Consider the following 18,249-nt stretch of genomic DNA (forward strand, 5'->3'; position numbering starts at 1 on the left):
GACCTGCAGGAAACCCGAACATGTCACCCCTGATCCGCTTACTCGCCAGCTTTGTCGCCTTGATGATGGCGATGGGCATTGGCCGTTTCGCCCTCACCCCGCAAATGCCGCACTTGCTTAGCGAAGGCCAGATCGACCTGACGGGCGCCGGCCTGATCGCAGCGGCCAATTACCTGGGCTACTTCGTAGGTGCGGTGGATTCGATCTTTGCACGCAGCCATCACCACATTCGCGGACGTCTATATGGAGGGCTGTGGTTATGCGTACTGCTGACCCTGGCGTCGTACTGGGCGCATGGGTTCTGGCCGCATTTGCTGTTGCGCTTTGGTACGGGTGTCGCCAGTGCATGGGCGCTGGTGATGATCACCAGCCTGAGCCAACCGCTGGCGATTGCTGCGGGTCGTCCGCGCCTTGGGGCGCTGGTATTTGCCGGGCCTGGCCTGGGGATTTTATTGACGGGTTTGCTGGCGCTGGGTTCGAACCTGCTGGGACAAGATTCTGCAACGTTGTGGTTGGTGTATGGCGCGGTGGCGCTGGTGATGCTGCTGGCGATCCTGCCGTTCCTGCCGCAACCCACCTTCACAGCCGCCCCCGACACCAGCGCCGGCAGCAATGAGAGCATCGCGCACCTGAGCTGGATCTACTTCCTCTACGGCTTGGGCTACATCATCCCGGCGACGTTTTTGTCGCAGATGGCCAGCGCGCAATTCAAGGGGGCCTGGCAGGCCGATCTGTTCTGGCCATGCTTTGGCTTGGCAGCGGCAATGGGCGTGATGGTCGCTAGCTTGCGCCGCAAGGACCTACACACCACCCGCCGTTGGTTGATGACCACGTTGTGGCTGCAAGCTCTCGGCGTATTCGCCTGCCTGCTGGGCAATGGCTGGGGCCTGGCATTGGGTGTGTTGCTGTGTGGCGCACCGTTCCTGGCGTGCATGCAGTTGGTGATGGCCCGCCTGCGGGACATCGCACCCCACGGCTACCAACGCAGCACGGGCCTGCTCACGGCCAGCTTTGCCATCGGTCAATTGTGCGGGCCTTTGCTGGCATCGGTCAGCAGCCACCTGAGTGGTGGCCTGCAACCGGCGTTGGTCGTCGCCGGTTGCGGCTTGCTTGTGGCGGGGGCGTTGTTATTACGGCATTCAGCCAGCCACCAACGGAACGGGCGCGCGCACCTGTTCCCGTCGCGCTAACACCAGGAAAAACAACCCACCCAGAAAGCATCCGGTGAACCATGCGAAGTTGGCCATGCCCTGCAACGCCGGAGTGAAGGTGATGGCGACACCCACCAGTGTCGCCGGCACCAGCGCCTTGACCGCCGTCCAGTTCACACCACCGTCGAAGTAATAGCGCCCGCTCGGGCTGTCATCGAACAGCGCATCCACGTCGATCTTCTGCTTTTTGATCAGGTAGAAGTCCACCAACAGGATGCCGAACAACGGCCCGATAAAGGCGGCGAGGATGTCCAGGGTGTAGTGGATCATCAGCGGGTTGTTGAACAGGTTCCAGGGAGTGATAAAGATCGAGGCCACCGCGGCGATCATCCCACCCGCACGCCAGCTGATCTTGCTTGGCGCAACGTTGGCGAAATCGAACGCCGGGGATACGAAGTTGGCGACGATGTTGATGCCGATGGTAGCGGTCACAAAGGCAAAGGCACCGAGCAATACGGCCATGCTGTTATCGATGCGCGAGACAGTGGCAATCGGGTCGTGGAGCATTTCGCCAAACACCGGCAAGGTGCCCGAGACGATCACTACCGTCACCAGCGAGAACGCCAGGAAATTCACCGGCAGCCCCCAGAAGTTGCCGCGTCGTACGTCGTGCATGCTACGGCAGTAACGGCTGAAGTCGCCAAAGTTAAGGGTCGGCCCGGAAAAGTACGACACCACCAATGCGGTTGCGACGATCACCTGGCCAAAAGCCTGCCAGCCCGACAGGGATTTTTCCGCCAGGGTGAAGCTGATGTTCGCCCAGCCCGCCTTCCACACAATCCAACCGGCCAAGGCAAACATTACCGCATACACCACCGGCCCGGCCCAATCGATAAAACGACGGATGGACTCCATGCCGGCCCAGAACACCGCCGCCTGCAACACCCATAGGCTGAGGAAACCAAACCAGCCGAGGTAGGACAGGCCCGCAAAATGCGGCTCGGCGTACACCGCCATCTGTGGGAAAAACCGCAGCACTACGATGATCAAGGCACTCGACGCCAAGTACGTCTGAATCCCATACCACGCTACAGCGATCAGGCCGCGGATCACTGCGGGAATATTCGCGCCGAACACGCCGAAGGCCAACCGACAGATCACCGGATACGGTACAGCAGCTTGCTGACTCGGTTTGGCCACCAGATTGGCGATCAACTGCACGATGCAGATACCCGCGAGCAAGGCGATCAGCACTTGCCAACTGGCCAGGCCAAGCGCGAACAAACTGGCGGCGAACACATAGCCGCCGACGCTGTGCACGTCGCTCATCCAAAAGGCAAAGATGTTGTACCAGGTCCACTTTTGCGGCAGTGGGCCCAAGTCCTGGTTATACAGGCGCGGGCTGTAGCCTTTGGGCAATTGTTCGGTCATCGCTGGGCTCCTCGTAATACCCGCCTGCGCTGCCGTTGCGGGTGTGCATACGGGAGGCGGCGCGGTTTGTATACGAAGCAGTCAGCAGAATGCGTGCCAATGGCACACAATCCTTCTAATACGGCGCTCCAAAGGATGTGAATAAGGTTTAGAAGTGGGGGCTTCGCTCAGCAACGGTGCACAAAAATCCTGTACACAATCACTCCCGCACCCGATGTGTACACAAATACCCAACCGTGCAGCACATTGCCGTCAGGACGGTACCCCAGGCCATGTCCATAATCGCCAACCCGGCAGACCAGCCTTGCAGGGTCGCCCAATTGCTCAAGTCATAGGTGCCATAGGCAACCAACCCCAGCAAGGCGCCCAAGCGGGCAGCGCGCCGCCAACTTGCACTGGGCAGGACAACAAACACCACGCAACCGAGGACATAGAGAAGGTAGAAGAGTGCTGCGGGCAACAGGCGTGGCTGATCAAGCATCAGCGAGCCCAGCAGGGATTTGTAGGTGGGCCCCATCACGACGCCGAGCCAGAGGCCGTCGAGCACAAGGAAGGCGAACAGGGTGCCGAGGTAGGCGAAGATAGCTTTTCTGGACATTGAGACAGCCTCTGCAGGAGCCGATTGGCTCCTACAGAAGAGCAAACCGCTCTCAGCTTAGTTCAATGCGATCCGCATGAATCACAATCTGGCCCTGCTTGTAGAGGGCACCGATGGCCTTCTTGAAGTTGCCCTTGCTTACGCCGAACAAGTTGCTGATCACCGCCGGGTCGCTCTTGTCGCTGACCGGCAAGGTGCCGTTGTTTTCACGCAACTTGGCGAGGATCTTCGAGTTCAGGCTGGAGGCCGCTTCCTGGCCGACCGGTTGCAGGCTCAGGCTGATGTTGCCATCGGCGCGGATCTCTTTGATAAAGCCTTTCTCTTCCTTGCCAGGGCGCAGGAACTTGAACACTTCGTTCTTGTGGATCAGGCCCCAATGCTTGTTGTTGATGATCGCCTTGAAGCCCATGTCCGTGGCTTCGGCGACCAGCAGGTCAACTTCCTGGCCGACCTGATAGTTGGCCGGGGTCTTGTCCAGGTAGCGGTCCAGGCGTGCAGTCGCGGTGATGCGCTTGGTGTGCTTGTCGAGGTAGACGTGCACCACGCAGTACTCGCCGGCCGTCATCTGGCGTTTTTCTTCCGAATACGGTAACAACAGATCTTTTGGCAAACCCCAATCGAGGAATACGCCAATGCTGTTGACTTCCACGACTTTCAAACTGGCAAACTCGCCTACTTGAACTTTCGGCTTTTCAGTCGTGGCGATAAGTTTGTCATCGCTGTCCAGATAAATGAAAACGTTAAGCCAGTCTTCATCTTCACTGGGAATATCTTTGGGGATATACCGATTAGGCAAGAGGATTTCACCGTCTTGCGCACCGTCCAGGTACAAACCAAAGTTAGTGTGTTTAACCACTTGCAAGCTGTTGTAGCGCCCGACTAAAGCCATTTCCAATACCCTCGTTACGTGGGCGGCATTCTACCCGAGTTGCGCCCGCCACGCGCGCGCGCCTGAAAAATCGCGGGCTTGCGTGGCGTTCCAGTGGCACCGCCCCGCTCGTCCGATCAATCGGCTGAATTTTTACGCCACCCTCGGCGCCGGTACGCCCATGGATTCGAGTTAAAACAGTAAGTTAGCGGCTTATTTCAAAGATGAACTTTGGTTATTTTCACGCACTGCCTTTATTTCAGGGGGATATTTGCCAAGCAATTGTCAAGTATTTCCTGTACGATGCCTGGCCAAGTTAATTTTCTACAGGTTAGTGGCCGCCATGCGCGTAAAAGCATCCAACAGCAAAGCAAAGCCAGCTCCCGCCGTTGAAACCAGCGAATCGATCAACAGCCAGATTGCTGCTTTCCTCAAGTCCGGCGGCGAAATCCAGCAAATTGCCAAGGGCGTAAGCGGCCAGACTTTCGGCCCGTCCAAGCAGATCAGCCTGGGTAAAAAGTAACACCGCGCAGCACACCTGGTCCCTAAGCGTCTTGCCATCAAGGCGCTAGGACTAGAGCCCGAAACACCCTCGCAACTCTTTCATTAGCCAGCCAATCGACGAACGGGCCTCACCGCCTTGCATTCGCCGGTATGCTTGCACACGTCTAGAACGGGCATCTGCCCGATTTCCTCCGTTACTGCTCCTCGCTTTTCATGGAGTGAAGCATGTTCAAAGCCTGCATCTTCCTGGTCACTGCCTTAGCAGCCAGCCCCCTTGCCGAAGCGCAGATCTTCCAGCGCGAATTGGGCGACTTCGACCTGAAATTGGGCACCACGCCCAGCCGCAGCATGGCCCAGGGGTTGGTTAAGCCAACATCTCCCGGCAGTGATTCATTCCACGGTGGCCTTGACCTGAGCCACGACAGCGGCCTGTATTTCGGGCAATTCTCGCCCAATATGGGCCTCTCCTCCGCCAGCACCCTTGAAGTCGATTCCTACATGGGCTTTAAACACCCTTTCGACCAGACCCTGGGCTACGAAGTAGGCCTGATCCACTACAGCTACCCCAAGCTCAGTCCCCTCGACAGCCAGGAGTTCTACGGCGGCCTGAACCTGCTGGGCAACCGCTTCGGCGCCTCTTTCAGCAACGACCCGGACCGCCAGGACAGCACCCTGTTCGCCGACCTCGGTGGTACCCAGCCCTTCGGCATCGGTGTGAGCATGAAATACACCACTCATCAGTTGGGCACCCCGGTTTCGGTGGATGGCGGCTCCATTCGTACGTTCAGCGACTGGTCGGTGCAATTCTCCCGGCAGTGGATGGGCGTGGATCTCAACCTGATCTACAGCGACTCCAGCCTCAGCGGCGGCGATTGCTCGGCCTATTCCGGACACAATTCGCAATGCGATGGTCTGTTGACCTTGAAGGCTGCACGGTCGTTTTATTGATGGGCTGAACTGTCGCGCACCGCGTGGGTTCACATGTGACAACCCACTCTGCGAAGGACCCGCCCATGCTGCGTCGGCTCAAACTACTGGTGGTATTGCTGACCCTGAGCCTGGTGCTCGGCGGCTGCAATCGGGTGGGCCTGGCCTACCGCAACCTTGACGTGATCATCCCCTGGACCCTCAACGACTACCTGGGCATGCACGCCGAGCAGAAGAACTGGTTCAACGACAAACTCAAGGAACACCTGGCCTGGCACTGCACGACGCAATTGCCCGGCTACCTGGACTGGCTCGACCGCCTGCAACAGATGGCCGATGACAACCAAGTCACCGACGCCGCCCTACAGGCCCGTACCACCGAGGCTAAACAAGCCATCGACGAGATCGCCCGCGAAATAACACCGTCCGCCATCGAATTGCTTCAAGGCCTGGACGATCAACAGGTCAAGGAAATGAACGACGCTCTGGCCAAGGACCTGCGCAAGCGTCAAGACGAATACCTCAAACCGCCTCTGGCCCAGCAGATCAAGGAACGCGCCGAGCGCATGAACAAACGCCTGGACGCCTGGATCGGTCCGCTCAGCACCAGCCAGCAGAACCGCGTGACCGCTTGGTCCATCGCGTTGGGCGAACAGAACCAGGAATGGATCGGCAACCGCGCCCGTTGGCAGGCACAATTCATCGACGCCGTGCAGCAACGCCACAGCGCCGATTTCCCACAGAAAATCCAGCAACTGCTGGTAGACCGCGAGAGTTTGTGGCCTGCGCAGTACCGCGCAGCCTATGCACAAACAGAAGCGGCGGCCCGCAGCCTGATTGTCGACGTGATGGCCGAAAGCACTGTGCAGCAACGGCAGAAGCTCACTCAGAAAATCGACAAGGTGCGTAGCGATTTCCAAGCGCTTAAATGCTTGAAGAGTGCACAGGCCTAATTCGGCGCCAAGGTTCCCAACCAAGCCACCAACACCAGGATCAGCACCACCGCCGCACATTCCAAGCCTATGCTTCGGCGCAGTGTCTTATGCGCCGCCGTCACGTCGCCCGCAGCCAGGGAACGCTGCAACAACGGCGTCAGGTGCCAGCGATTGAGCGCCGCCAAACCCAGCATCAGGCCAAACAATCCCAGCTTGAGGCATAACAGGATCGCGTAAGTCCCCCGCGTGATGCCATCCAGGTTCGGCCCTACCACAAACAGATAATTCGCCACGCCCGTGATGATCAGCACCCCCACGAATACCGCGCCCATACGCTCAAATCCCGCCAAGGCACGCGCAAGCACAGGCACCGCCTGCGAAGACGCGCACATCAGTAACAATCCGAACGCCGCCAACGCCCCGACCCAACCCGCCGCCGCCAGCAGGTGCACACCGTCGCTGAACATATGCCACGCCCCAAGTGCGCCCTCATGCATCACGCCATGCCCCGTCCAGGCCAACGTCACCAAAGCGGCGCCGCCGCACAGGGTGGCCAAACGGGTGTTGAACGCAACCAGCACCAGCGCCGCAATACGTAGCCACCAGGTCCAGCCCAGCTCGGTCTGCCAGAGCATCACCTGCAGGTGCGTGCGCAGCGTTTGCCAATCTTCGGCGCCGCTCATGGCCTGGGTCATGGACACCAGCGACACCATCGAAAGCAGCACGCCCAGGCACGCCAACATCCTTAGCCGCGATTTCAGATGCAACAGCCTGCTGTCGGCGTACCAGCCAAATAGCCCCAGACCAAACACCAACATCAAGTCCAGATAAAGCGCAAAACGCAATAAAACCGGGACCAGTTCACTCATGGCTGAACGCTGAACACCACATTGCCCAGGATCGGGTGGGTGTCGGACGACACCGCACGCCAGTCCACACGGTAGGTTCCCGTCGTTAACGTGGAGGCCGGCTTGATCAGCATCACCTTGGGATCGCTGCTGGCCGCAACACTGGCTTTAACCGGCATCGGCGAGTTCGGCATGCCGGGCATATCGGTCATGATCAGCTTGGCGCCGGAAAACTGCGTCAGCAGGTTTTCCGAGAAACGCAGCTCAATCACCGCCGGGGCCGCTCCCTGGGCACCGGCCACCGGGGTGGAAGACAGCAGCTTCGGATGGGCTGAAGCCGCCAGGCTGGTGATTGATCCAACGCACAGCACAACGCCCGCCAGGACGGTTTTAAACATCGACATGCAAGGCTCCACGCCGCTCATGGCGGCGAGTTATAGGAAGAGTACAAACGTCAGAACCACAGGCGCACACCGACCACCCAGCGCACCTGGCTCGTGTCTTCGCCCTCATCACGGGCGTATTGCGCGGTCTGGCCGTAGCTGCGATTCCAGGTGACGCCTACGTAGGGAGCGAATTCGCGACGCACTTCGTAACGCAACCGCAGGCCCAGCTCACTGTCCGAGAGGCCCGAGCCAATGTCGCGCTGCGGGTCGTTGCGCCCATAAAAATTGAATTCGGCCGTAGGCTGCAGGATCAACCGATTGGTCAGCAGGATGTCGTAGTCGCCTTCCAACCGAGCAGCGGTACGCCCCGCCTCACCGACGAACAGCGTGGCTTCCACTTCAAGGTTGTACAGCGCCATGCCTTGGGCGCCGAACGCCGCCCAGGTCTGGCCATCTCCCGGTTTGAAGTCCTGGCGCACACCGCCCACCCAGTCCCACCACGGGCTGATGGCATGGCCCCACAGAGCCTGGACTTCGGCGTTTTCGGTGCGACCGGCACTGCGCTCGCCTTCGCTGCGCAGCCACAGGCGGTCGATATCGCCACCAACCCAACCCTTGATATCCCAGTTCAGCGCGCCATCACCGCCGCCGCCTTGCCATTCCAACTGGTTGATCAGCAGCAGCGAGTTGATCGCACTGTCGTGAACGATATGGCCGCCGGGCGCGTTGTAGACCGCAGCGCGATCGGCATCCTTCAGCACGGGGATCGGGGTACGGCTCTCGGTGAGTGCCGGCGTGGCCGGGCTCATGCCCTGGAACTCGTCGGCCTGCGCCAGCGGAACGAACACCAGCGCGATCAACGCGGGTAAAACATGACGGCTCATGCTCGCGTCCTCATTCATGCACACGCACCTCACGGAACATGCCCATTTCCATGTGGTACAGCAGGTGGCAGTGATAGGCCCAGCGGCCCAACGCGTCGGCGGTCACCCGGTAACTGCGCCGGGAGCCCGGTGGCATGTCGATCGTGTGTTTGCGCACCTGGAACTGACCGTTTTCGTCTTCCAGGTCACTCCACAGGCCGTGCAGGTGAATGGGGTGACTCATCATGGTGTCGTTGATCAGCACCAGACGGACCCGCTCGCCGTAGGTCAGTAGCAAGGGCTCGGCATCGGAAAACTTCACGCCATTGAAAGACCAGGCGAACTTCTCCATATGCCCGGTGAGGTGCAACTCGATGGTGCGACCAGGGTCACGGCCGTCAGGATCTTCAAAGGTACTGCGCAGGTCGGCGTACGTCAGGACACGCCGCCCGTTGTTGCGCAGGCCGATGCCAGGGTCGTCGAGCTTGGGCACTGGACTCATGGCCTGCATATCCACCAGCGGGTTGTGTTGCTCGCTGGCCGGATGCGCCTGCATCGCCATGGCACTGTGGTCCATGCCGGCCATATCCGGCATGTCCGCCATGGCGCCATGGTCCATACCGCCCATGCCCATATCGTCCATGCTGATCCAGGGACGCGGATCCAGCCCAGGCACCGACGCCGTCGCCCCGACTTGCCGGGTGAGTGTGCCGCGGGCGTAGCCACTGCGATCCATCGACTGAGCAAATAACGTGTAGGCCGCAGCCGACGGCTCGACCAGCACATCAAAGGTCTCTGCCACGGCGATGCGGAACTCATCGACGCTCACCGGTTGCACCGGCTGGCCATCGGCGGCAATCACGGTCATCTTCAGGCCCGGAATGCGCACGTCGAAATAGCTCATCGCCGAGCCGTTGATAAACCGCAGGCGAAGGGTTTCACCGGCCTGGAACACGCCCGTCCAATTGCGCTCCGGCGGCTGGCCGTTGAGCAGGTAGGTGTAGGTTTCACCGCTGACGTCGGCCAGATCCGTGGGATTCATCTTCATTTGTGCCCACATCAGGCGGTCGGCAACCGTGGCCGACCACCCCTCGTTGCCCATATCCCTCGCAAAATCGCTCACGGTGGGCTTGTGCAGGTTGTAGTAGTCGGACTGTTTCTTGAGGGTTTTCATCAGCGCGACGGGGTCTTCGTCGGTCCAGTCCGACAGCATCACCACGTAGTCGCGTTGATAGGTAAATGGCTCAGGCTCCCTGGGGTCGATCACCAGCGGACCATATACGCCCTGCTGCTCCTGGAACCCAGAGTGGCTGTGGTACCAGTAGGTGCCGTGCTGCTTGACCGTGAATTGGTAGACAAACTCGCCACCCGGCTCGATACCCTTGAAGCTCAAACCGGGCACGCCGTCCATGTTCGACGGCAGGAGAATGCCGTGCCAGTGGATCGACGTCTGCTCGGCCAGGCGGTTCTTCACGCGCAGGGTCACGGTGTCGCCTTCGCGCCAGCGCAACAGCGGGCCAGGCAGGCTGCCATTGATGGTCAGTGCGGTTCGCGGGCGGCCGGTCAGGTTGACTGGGGTCTGGTCGATAAACAGGTCAAATTCGGTACCTGCCAATACCGTGGGTTGCCCGGCACTGGTCAAGGCCCAGGCCGGGCTGCGCCAGAGCCCGAGTCCGCCCAGCAAGCCGCTGGCGGCCAAGCCTTTGACAAAGGTTCGTCGGGTGGTTTTGGAGTGCATGCCGATTCAATTCCATGACTTGAATGGCAGCAGGGTAGTCAGGGGCGGCTGTCAGCCAGCTTAGCGGCAGATTACTGATCTGACAGTTTCGCCCGGCACCGCAACGGGTGCCGGGGCGCGTGGGTGTCAGGCGATCTGGGCCTTGGAGGCCACCTCGGCAAAGGTCGCCGGGTCCAGCGCATCGGCTTGCTCATCCAGCACCTGGCGCGGGTGGTCATTGCCCGGGATCGAACTGTCGATCAGCGCCAGTAACTGCGCGCCGAGCGGGGTCAGAATAAAGTTCTCGCCGTTACCGCCCTGCTCTTCGGGCCGCGACTCGATAAACCCGCGCTTGAACAACAGCGCTTCATAATCCGCCGCGGTCTTTTTCAGCGCATCCAGGTTGCCGGTGGACTCTCCCGCCGTAGCCTTTTCAGCCGCTTCCTGTTCGGCATACTTGCGCGGAGCGAAGCTGCCCTCACCGTTCTGCACTTCATGCAGCAGACGTTCGATCAGATCCCAATTGTAAGTCGTCATCCTGATTCCTCCTGCGGGCTGATGGAAAAGTGGCCCGTCAAGCGGTGGACCGGTTGCCTTTCGCGCCGTTCAGTCCATCTGACGAAGCTACAACTCCACGCCCATAAAAAAACCGGACAATCGTCCGGTTTTTTCACATCCGCCTAGCCTTACTCGGCAGCTGGCGCTTCTGGCTTGCGGCGCTTGAGCGGGGCCATGCCGTCCTTGCTGACGAGCGACAGGTTGTCGGTCTTCGGACGGTTGGCGATCTTGCGCTTGGTTGGCGACTTGGCGCCGGTTTTTTTCTTGTCGCCCTTGGCGTCGGTCTTTTTCTTCTTCACACCCACGGCCTTGCCCGAAGCCTTGACCTTCTTCGGCCCGGTGTAGGTGCCTTTGACTTCCTTGATGGTACGGCGCTCGAACGACTGCTTGAGGTAGCGCTCGATGCTCGACATCAGGTTCCAGTCGCCGTGGCAGATCAGCGAGATCGCCAGGCCATCGTTGCCGGCACGCCCGGTACGGCCAATACGGTGCACGTATTCGTCGCCGCTGCGCGGCATGTCGAAGTTGATCACCAGGTCCAGGCCGTCCACGTCCAGGCCGCGAGCGGCGACGTCGGTGGCCACCAGGATCTTCACGCCGCCTGCCTTGAGGCGGTCGATGGCCAGCTTGCGGTCCTTCTGGTCTTTTTCGCCGTGCAGCACGAACGCCTTGTATTCCTGGGCCACGAGACGACCGTAGATGCGGTCCGCAGCGGCGCGGGTGTTGGTGAACACGATGGCCTTTTGATAGGTCTCGTTAGCCAACAGCCAGTTGAGGATCTGCTCTTTGTGCACATTGTGGTCGGCGGTGACGATCTGCTGACGCGTGGTGGCGTTCAGGTCGCTGACGTTGTTGACCTGCAGGTGCTCAGGGTTGTTCAGGACCTTGGCAACCATGTCACGCAGGGTCGAACCGCCAGTGGTAGCCGAGAACAGCATGGTCTGCTGACGGTTGACGCATTCGCCCACCAGGCGCTGTACGTCGTCGGCAAAGCCCATGTCGAGCATACGGTCGGCTTCGTCCAGCACCAGCACTTCGACTTCCTTGAGGTCGAGGTTGCCTGCGTTGAGTTGCTCGATCATGCGGCCCGGGGTGCCGATCAAGATATCCGGCACCTTGCGCAGCATGGCGGCCTGGACCTTGAAGTCTTCGCCGCCGGTGATGATGCCGGACTTGATGAAGGTGAACTGCGAGAAGCGCTCTACTTCCTTCAGGGTCTGCTGGGCCAGCTCGCGGGTCGGCAGCAGGATCAGGGTCTTGATGCTGACGCGAACCTTGGCCGGGCCGATCAGGCGGTTCAGAACCGGCAGGACGAAGGCGGCAGTTTTGCCGCTACCGGTTTGAGCCGTCACCCGCAGGTCACGCCCTTCGAGCGCGAGCGGGATGGCCGCTGCTTGCACAGGCGTAGGCTCGACAAATTTAAGCTCGGCCACGGCTTTGAGCAGGCGTTCGTGCAGGGCGAATTGGGAAAACACGGGTGCTACCTCGAAGAAATACAAAATATCAGCGGCATAGGTTACCGGTTTCGGGCGTCCAAACCGAGTTTCTTTACGCGAACGGTGCTAATCAGCTGCTTTTTTGTCAGGGCATTTTTCTGTAAGGACAACTTTGTTGCACTTAAATGCTCTAATCGCCCCGTCTTGTCCCACAGAAGAATCGGTTTCACCCATGGATATCAAACAGCTCTGGCTCAACGCCCAAGACCTCTGGGGCGCCCTCGACGAACACCCGCTGCTGCATGCGAGCCTCGGCTTGCTGGTGTTGCTGGTGGTGGCCCTGCTGCTCGGACGAGTGGCGCGCTACGTCACCCTTCACGCCATCAAATTGCTTGGCAGGCAACCGGCCCTGCACTGGCTAAACGACCTGCGGCACAACAAAGTCTTCCACCGCCTGGCCCAGATGACGCCCTCCCTGGTGATCCAGTTCGGCCTGTACCTGGTACCGGACCTGAGCAAGACCGCGATCCTGTTCATCGGCAACGTGGCCCTGGCGATCACTATCCTGTTCCTGATGCTGGCCATGAGCGCCCTGCTCAGCGCCCTGCTGGACATCTACGCACGCACCGAACACGCCCGCACCCGCTCGATCAAGGGCTACGTGCAGTTGGCGAAAATGGTCCTCTACGTGTTTGGCGCGATCATCATCGTGGCCACGCTGATCGACCGTTCGCCGCTGTTGCTGCTGTCGGGTCTGGGTGCCATGTCGGCGGTGATCTTGTTGGTGTACAAGGACACCCTGCTGTCGTTCGTCGCCAGTGTGCAACTCACCAGCAACGACATGCTGCGGGTTGGCGACTGGATCGAAATGCCCCAGGTTGGCGCGGATGGCGACGTGGTGGATATCACCCTGCACACGGTCAAGGTGCAGAACTTCGACAAGACCATCGTCTCCATCCCCACCTGGCGCCTGATGTCCGAATCGTTCAAGAACTGGCGCGGCATGCAGGCCTCCGGCGGGCGGCGCATCAAACGCAGCCTGTTTATCGACGCCAGCGGCGTGCGCTTCCTGCGTGACGATGAAGAAGTACGCATGACTCAGGTGCACCTGCTCACCGACTACATCGGGCGCAAGCAGGCCGAGCTCAAGGCCTGGAACGAAGCCCAGGGGCACAGCGCGCAGTTATCCGCCAACCGACGCCGCATGACCAACCTCGGCACTTTCCGCGCCTACGCCCTGGCGTACCTGAAAAGCCACCCGGACATCCAGCCGAACATGACCTGCATGGTGCGCCAGATGCAAACCACCGCCCAAGGCGTGCCGCTGGAGATCTACTGCTTTACCCGCACTACGGCGTGGGCCGATTACGAGCGCATCCAGGGGGATATTTTTGATTATCTGCTGGCGGTGCTGCCAGAGTTCGGTTTGAGCCTGTATCAGCAGCCGAGTGGCAATGATTTGCGCGCAGGCGTTTTGCCCGCTGTATTGGGAGCCAGCCATTTGCCGGCCCCCGAAAGCATCGCGGGCTAGGCCACGGATCGGTTGGGCGACTTCACGCCCAACCGACTGATCCACACCGCTCCCAAGATCACCAACCCACCCAACGCCAGGCGGCCCAGCGGCTCATGCTGGTTCCAGATCAGCAAGTTCAGCAGCAACCCCACCGGCACATGCAGGTTGTTCATTACCGCCAACGTACCGCCCTGCACCAGGCAGGCGCCCTTGTTCCACCAGTACATGCCAAGGGCCGTGCTGACCATCCCAAGGAACACCAACACGCCCCATTGCAGCGGCGCATCGGGCAGGTAGTTGGCCTTGCCGAACATCAGGAACGCCGGCAGCACCACCAGCAGCGCACCCACGTAGAAGAAGCCAAAACGCCGGTAATGCGGCAGGTCGCTTGGGTAGCGTTTCACCAGGTGCTTGTACATCACTTGCCCAGCGGCGTAGGTGAAGTTGGCCAGTTGCAGCAGCAGGAAACCGCCAAGGAAGTGCGGGGTGATCTGGTCGAAACGAATCACGGCCGCGCCGGCCACGGCCACCAGTGCCGCCACCAATGCCCAAGGGTTGAAACGCCGATTAAGGGCGTCTTCGATCAAGGTCACATGCAGTGGCGTGAGGATGGTGAACAGCAACACCTCCGGCACCGTCAGCACGCGAAAGCTCAGGTACAGGCACACGTAGGTCACACCGAACTGCAACGCGCCGATCACCAGCATGCCGCGCATGAACGCAGGTTCCACCGAGCGCCAGCGGGTCAATGGGATAAATACCAGCCCGGCCAGCAATACGCGCACCAGCACCGCGAAGTAACTGTCGACGTGACCGGCGAGGTATTCGCCGATCAAGCTGAAGGAAAATGCCTGAATCAGGGTGACAACCAGTAGATAGCCCATGCGCGCCTCGTTTCGAATGGGCGGGACATTAAAGGTTTTCGCTGATTGAAGAAACTCGGGGCAAAAAAAACCCGACCTCGCTATAGCGGCAGTCGGGCTGGAGCACTCAGGAGCAGAAGTGCAAAGGGAGGTTCGTTACGCGTACTTGAAGGGTTTGCGTGAAGCGATATAAACATCGCGGGATTATCTGACGATTAAAGGATCATCACGCGACTTGTGCGAGCAGCGCCTTGGCGTGGTTGATGCCTTTTTCCTGGAAGTCGCCGCTCAGGTTCACACCCTCGGCGTGAATGAACGTCACATCGTGAATACCGATAAAGCCCATGACCTGACGCAAGTACGGTTCCTGATGATCGGAGCTCGCACCGGTGTGGATACCGCCGCGAGCGGTGAGCACGATGGCACGCTTGCCGGTCAGCAACCCTTGAGGGCCGGTGGCGGTGTACTTGAAGGTCACACCCGCACGCAACACGTGGTCCAGCCAGGCTTTAAGGGTGCTGGGGATGGCGAAGTTGTACATCGGCGCAGCCATCACCAGCACGTCGGCAGCCAGCAATTCGTCGGTCAATTCGTTGGAGCGAGCCAGTGACGCCTGTTCGCTGGCGTTGCGCTGATCCGCAGGTTTCATCCAGCCGCCGAGCAGGTTGGCGTCCAGGTGCGGCACCGGGTTAAGAGCTACGTCACGCACGGTGATCTGATCCGCCGGATGGGCGGCCTTCCATTGGCTGATGAACTGCTGGGTCAGTTGGCGAGAGATCGAATCCTGCTGGCGAGCACTGCTTTCGATGATCAGAACGTTGGACATGGCTTCGTAGGCTCCATCGGTAATTGCTGTAAGACGATGGAGAAAAGATTAACCAGGGCTCATTCGATAAAAAAGCGCAAAAAACTGCTATAACCCATCTATAAATTTGTTTATAAGCGAAGTCATGCTCCGCTATTGGTTATTTCGGCGTGCAGGCCAGGGCAATCCGCATCTTGATGATGGCCCGGTTGAACTTGACCGTGGTGTTGGTGCTTTTGCCCGCCGGTACCGTGACCGTACGACGGCGCGGCGATTCCGGGCCATTGGTGAAGGTTACCGAACACACCGCGTCATGGGTGCCGTAGTTATTGAGTTGGATCGAACTGATATCGCCATCCACGTCGGAGGCGGTGTAGTCGACGCTTACGCCGTCGATCTTTTTGGTGACGTCGATGGGGTAGGCAAACGCGCTCATCGGCAGCAGCGCCAGCAACACACAACAGAATTTTCTCATTCGGCAGTCTCCAATAAGGACTGTCAGCTTAGGACAAGAGGAACCCATCTTGAAAGCGCCCCGCGTTACCCTCGATCAATGGCGCACGTTGCAAGCCGTGGTCGACCATGGCGGCTTCGCCCAGGCGGCTGAAGCACTGCACCGTTCGCAGTCCTCGGTGAGCTACACCGTGGCCCGCATGCAAGACCAGCTTGGCGTACCGCTGTTGCGTATCGACGGGCGCAAGGCGGTGCTCACCGACGCCGGTGAAGTATTGTTGCGCCGCTCCCGGCAACTGGTGAAAAACGCCAGCCAACTGGAAGACCTGGCTCACCATATGGAACAAGGCTGGGAAGCCGAAGTGCGCCTGGTGGTCGACGCCGCTTATCCGAATGCCCGCCTGGTGCGCGCCCTCTCTGCCTTCATGCCGCAAAGCCGCGGTTGCCGCGTGCGCCTTCGTGAAGAGGTGTTGTCGGGTGTTGAGGAGTTGTTGATAGAAGGCGTGGCCGACCTGGCCATTTGCGGTTTCAGCATCCCCGGCTACCTGGGCACGGAAATGAGCGATGTGGAATTTGTCGCCGTGGCACATCCCGAACATGCCCTGCATCGCATGCACCGCGAGCTGAGCTTCCAGGACCTGGAAAGCCAGATGCAGGTGGTGATCCGTGACTCTGGCCGCCAACAGCCCCGCGATGTCGGCTGGCTCGGCGCCGAACAACGCTGGACCGTCGGCAGCCTGGCTACCGCGGCCGCCTTTGTGGGCAGCGGCCTGGGGTTTGCGTGGTTGCCCCGGCACATGATCGAACGCGAACTCGCCGAAGGCATACTCAAGCAGCTACCCTTGGAACAGGGCGGCAGCCGCCACCCTACGTTCTTCCTGTATTCAAACAAGGACAAACCCTTGGGGCCGGCAACGCAGATCCTCGTGGAGCTGCTGCGCACTTTTGACACCGCCCCGTTGGACGCGCCTTTCGCCGCCCCCCAGCAAGCCTGAAATGGAGTTCACGCATGGCCTGGTTCGACCACGAAGGATGCAGCCTGCACTACGAGGAATATGGCCACGGCACGCCGCTGATCCTGATCCACGGCTTGGGCTCCAGCAGCCAGGATTGGGAACTGCAAATCCCGGTATTGGCCAGGCATTACCGCCTGATCGTGGTAGACGTGCGCGGTCATGGTCGCTCCGACAAACCGCGCGAGCGCTACAGCATCCAGGGTTTCACCTTCGACCTGCTTGCCCTGATCGAACACTTGCACCTGCCGCCGGCCCATGTGGTCGGCTTGTCCATGGGCGGCATGATCGCGTTCCAATTGGCGGTGGATGAACCCGCACAGGTCAAGAGCCTGTGCATCGTCAACAGCGCGCCTGAGGTCAAGGTGCGCAGTGCCGATGATTATTGGCAGTGGGCCAAGCGTTGGAGCCTGGCACGTGTGCTTAGCCTTGGCACTATCGGCAAGGCGCTGGGCGACCGGTTGTTCCCGAAACCCGAACAGGCTGACCTGCGCCGCAAGATGGCCGAACGCTGGGCAAAAAACGACAAACGTGCTTATCTCGCCAGCTTCGATGCGATTGTGGGCTGGGGCGTACAGGAACGACTTTCGAGGATTACCTGTCCAACCCTGGTCATCAGCGCCGACCACGACTACACCCCCGTGGCGCAAAAAGAAAACTATGTAAAACTGCTGCCCGATGCGAGGCTGGTGGTGATTGAAGATTCGCGCCACGCCACGCCCTTGGACCAACCCGAAGTCTTTAACGCAACCCTGCTCGAATTTCTAAAGACAGTCGAAACCACTACCCAGGATCACTGACCCATGCTGAAAAAAATCGCCTTCTTCGCCGGTTCTGTTCTGTTCGCCGCCAACCTGATGGCCGCCGAGCCTGCCAAGGCGCCCCACGTGCTGATCACCACCACCAACGGCGACATTGAAATCGAACTGGACCCGGTCAAGGCGCCCATCAGTACCAAGAACTTCCTGGCCTATGTCGACAAGGGCTTCTACACCAACACGATCTTCCACCGCGTGATCCCGGGCTTCATGGTCCAGGGCGGTGGGTTCACCGCGCAGATGTCGCAGAAGCCGACTGAAGCACCGATCAAGAACGAAGCCAGCAACGGCCTGCATAACGTACGCGGCACCCTGTCCATGGCCCGCACCAACGACCCGAACTCGGCCACCAGCCAATTCTTCATCAACGTCGCCGACAATGCCTTCCTCGACCCGGGCCGTGATGCCGGTTACGCGGTATTCGCCAAAGTGGTCAAGGGCATGGATGTGGTCGATATCATCGTCAACTCCCAGACCACCACTAAGCAGGGCATGCAGAACGTGCCAATCGATCCTGTGTACATCAAGTCGGCCAAGCGCATCGACTGAGGTAGCAGGTAGC

General features: G+C 59.9%; 20 protein-coding genes. 8 read left to right on the forward strand and 12 right to left on the reverse strand.

Annotated elements, in window-relative coordinates; genetic code table 11:
* Positions 1–20: 20 nt before the first annotated feature.
* Entirely contained in the window at positions 21–1,190 is a 1,170-nt protein-coding gene (locus HF257_RS02330) for an MFS transporter (RefSeq protein ID WP_185703555.1), read from the forward strand.
* Here the strand turns inward: HF257_RS02330 and HF257_RS02335 are convergent.
* From HF257_RS02335 to HF257_RS02345, 3 genes are all read right to left on the reverse strand, one after another.
* Entirely contained in the window at positions 1,140–2,582 is a 1,443-nt protein-coding gene (locus tag HF257_RS02335) for an NCS1 family nucleobase:cation symporter-1 (protein WP_185703553.1), read from the reverse strand. The genes HF257_RS02330 and HF257_RS02335 overlap by 51 nt on opposite strands.
* Before the next feature lie 199 nt (positions 2,583–2,781).
* Positions 2,782–3,180 carry a DUF2177 family protein gene (locus tag HF257_RS02340; protein ID WP_185703551.1) on the reverse strand — a complete coding sequence of 133 codons (399 nt, stop codon included), beginning with the start codon at positions 3,178–3,180 and terminating at the stop codon, positions 2,782–2,784.
* A 52-nt stretch (positions 3,181–3,232) separates the two neighbouring features.
* Positions 3,233–4,069, reverse strand: coding sequence for a CvfB family protein (locus tag HF257_RS02345; protein WP_015885267.1), 837 nt, complete (start codon positions 4,067–4,069; stop codon positions 3,233–3,235).
* A 322-nt stretch (positions 4,070–4,391) separates the two neighbouring features.
* Between HF257_RS02345 and HF257_RS02350 the strand changes: the two genes are divergently transcribed.
* The 3 genes from HF257_RS02350 to HF257_RS02360 all read left to right on the forward strand — a co-directional run bounded on the left by HF257_RS02350 (position 4,392) and on the right by HF257_RS02360 (position 6,432).
* Complete coding sequence (locus HF257_RS02350; RefSeq protein ID WP_003193095.1) at positions 4,392–4,571, forward strand: hypothetical protein; 180 nt, start codon at positions 4,392–4,394, stop codon at positions 4,569–4,571.
* 206 nt (positions 4,572–4,777) lie between these two features.
* A complete protein-coding gene (locus tag HF257_RS02355; protein WP_185703549.1) occupies positions 4,778–5,500 on the forward strand; it encodes a TorF family putative porin in 723 nt (240 codons plus the stop codon).
* A 65-nt stretch (positions 5,501–5,565) separates the two neighbouring features.
* Positions 5,566–6,432, forward strand: a complete 867-nt coding sequence (locus HF257_RS02360) for a DUF6279 family lipoprotein (protein ID WP_185703547.1) — start codon at positions 5,566–5,568, stop codon at positions 6,430–6,432.
* On the opposite strand, the gene copD is transcribed toward HF257_RS02360, so the two are convergent.
* The 6 genes from copD to HF257_RS02390 form a co-directional block, all read right to left on the reverse strand.
* Positions 6,429–7,283 (reverse strand): copper homeostasis membrane protein CopD, encoded by an 855-nt coding sequence (copD, locus tag HF257_RS02365; protein ID WP_185703545.1) that lies wholly within the window; start codon positions 7,281–7,283, stop codon positions 6,429–6,431. The two genes, HF257_RS02360 and copD, sit on opposite strands and share 4 nt — an antisense overlap.
* The gene (gene copC / locus HF257_RS02370; RefSeq protein WP_185703543.1) at positions 7,280–7,666 is read right to left on the reverse strand and encodes a copper homeostasis periplasmic binding protein CopC; all 387 of its coding nucleotides are present in this window, start codon (positions 7,664–7,666) and stop codon (positions 7,280–7,282) included. The genes copD and copC overlap by 4 nt, the downstream gene beginning before the upstream one ends.
* Before the next feature lie 50 nt (positions 7,667–7,716).
* The gene (locus tag HF257_RS02375; protein ID WP_185703541.1) at positions 7,717–8,532 is read right to left on the reverse strand and encodes a copper resistance protein B; all 816 of its coding nucleotides are present in this window, start codon (positions 8,530–8,532) and stop codon (positions 7,717–7,719) included.
* 10 nt (positions 8,533–8,542) lie between these two features.
* Entirely contained in the window at positions 8,543–10,249 is a 1,707-nt protein-coding gene (locus HF257_RS02380) for a copper resistance system multicopper oxidase (protein ID WP_185703539.1), read from the reverse strand.
* Between the two features lie 126 nt (positions 10,250–10,375).
* A complete protein-coding gene (locus HF257_RS02385; RefSeq protein ID WP_185703537.1) occupies positions 10,376–10,765 on the reverse strand; it encodes a transcriptional regulator in 390 nt (129 codons plus the stop codon).
* Between the two features lie 149 nt (positions 10,766–10,914).
* Positions 10,915–12,261, reverse strand: coding sequence for a DEAD/DEAH box helicase (locus HF257_RS02390; protein WP_016979359.1), 1,347 nt, complete (start codon positions 12,259–12,261; stop codon positions 10,915–10,917).
* A 193-nt stretch (positions 12,262–12,454) separates the two neighbouring features.
* On the opposite strand from HF257_RS02390, the gene HF257_RS02395 reads away from it, so the two are divergent.
* On the forward strand, positions 12,455–13,753 hold the full coding sequence (locus HF257_RS02395) for a mechanosensitive ion channel family protein (RefSeq protein ID WP_185703535.1): 1,299 nt from the start codon (positions 12,455–12,457) through the stop codon (positions 13,751–13,753).
* On the opposite strand, the gene HF257_RS02400 is transcribed toward HF257_RS02395, so the two are convergent.
* From HF257_RS02400 to HF257_RS02410, 3 genes are all read right to left on the reverse strand, one after another.
* On the reverse strand, positions 13,750–14,619 hold the full coding sequence (locus HF257_RS02400; protein WP_185712017.1) for a carboxylate/amino acid/amine transporter: 870 nt from the start codon (positions 14,617–14,619) through the stop codon (positions 13,750–13,752). The genes HF257_RS02395 and HF257_RS02400 overlap by 4 nt on opposite strands.
* A gap of 205 nt (positions 14,620–14,824) precedes the next feature.
* On the reverse strand, positions 14,825–15,424 hold the full coding sequence (locus HF257_RS02405; RefSeq protein WP_185703531.1) for an FMN-dependent NADH-azoreductase: 600 nt from the start codon (positions 15,422–15,424) through the stop codon (positions 14,825–14,827).
* Between the two features lie 139 nt (positions 15,425–15,563).
* A complete protein-coding gene (locus HF257_RS02410) occupies positions 15,564–15,878 on the reverse strand; it encodes a 3-phosphoglycerate kinase (RefSeq protein ID WP_185703529.1) in 315 nt (104 codons plus the stop codon).
* 49 nt (positions 15,879–15,927) lie between these two features.
* On the opposite strand from HF257_RS02410, the gene HF257_RS02415 reads away from it, so the two are divergent.
* From HF257_RS02415 to HF257_RS02425, 3 genes are read left to right on the forward strand one after another with little or no spacing between them, the layout of a single operon-like run.
* On the forward strand, positions 15,928–16,851 hold the full coding sequence (locus tag HF257_RS02415; protein ID WP_185703527.1) for a LysR family transcriptional regulator: 924 nt from the start codon (positions 15,928–15,930) through the stop codon (positions 16,849–16,851).
* Between the two features lie 14 nt (positions 16,852–16,865).
* Positions 16,866–17,669, forward strand: coding sequence for an alpha/beta fold hydrolase (locus HF257_RS02420; RefSeq protein ID WP_185703525.1), 804 nt, complete (start codon positions 16,866–16,868; stop codon positions 17,667–17,669).
* Between the two features lie 3 nt (positions 17,670–17,672).
* Positions 17,673–18,236, forward strand: a complete 564-nt coding sequence (locus HF257_RS02425) for a peptidylprolyl isomerase (RefSeq protein ID WP_185703523.1) — start codon at positions 17,673–17,675, stop codon at positions 18,234–18,236.
* Positions 18,237–18,249 lie beyond the last annotated feature (13 nt).

It is taken from the genome of Pseudomonas cremoris (assembly GCF_014230465.1).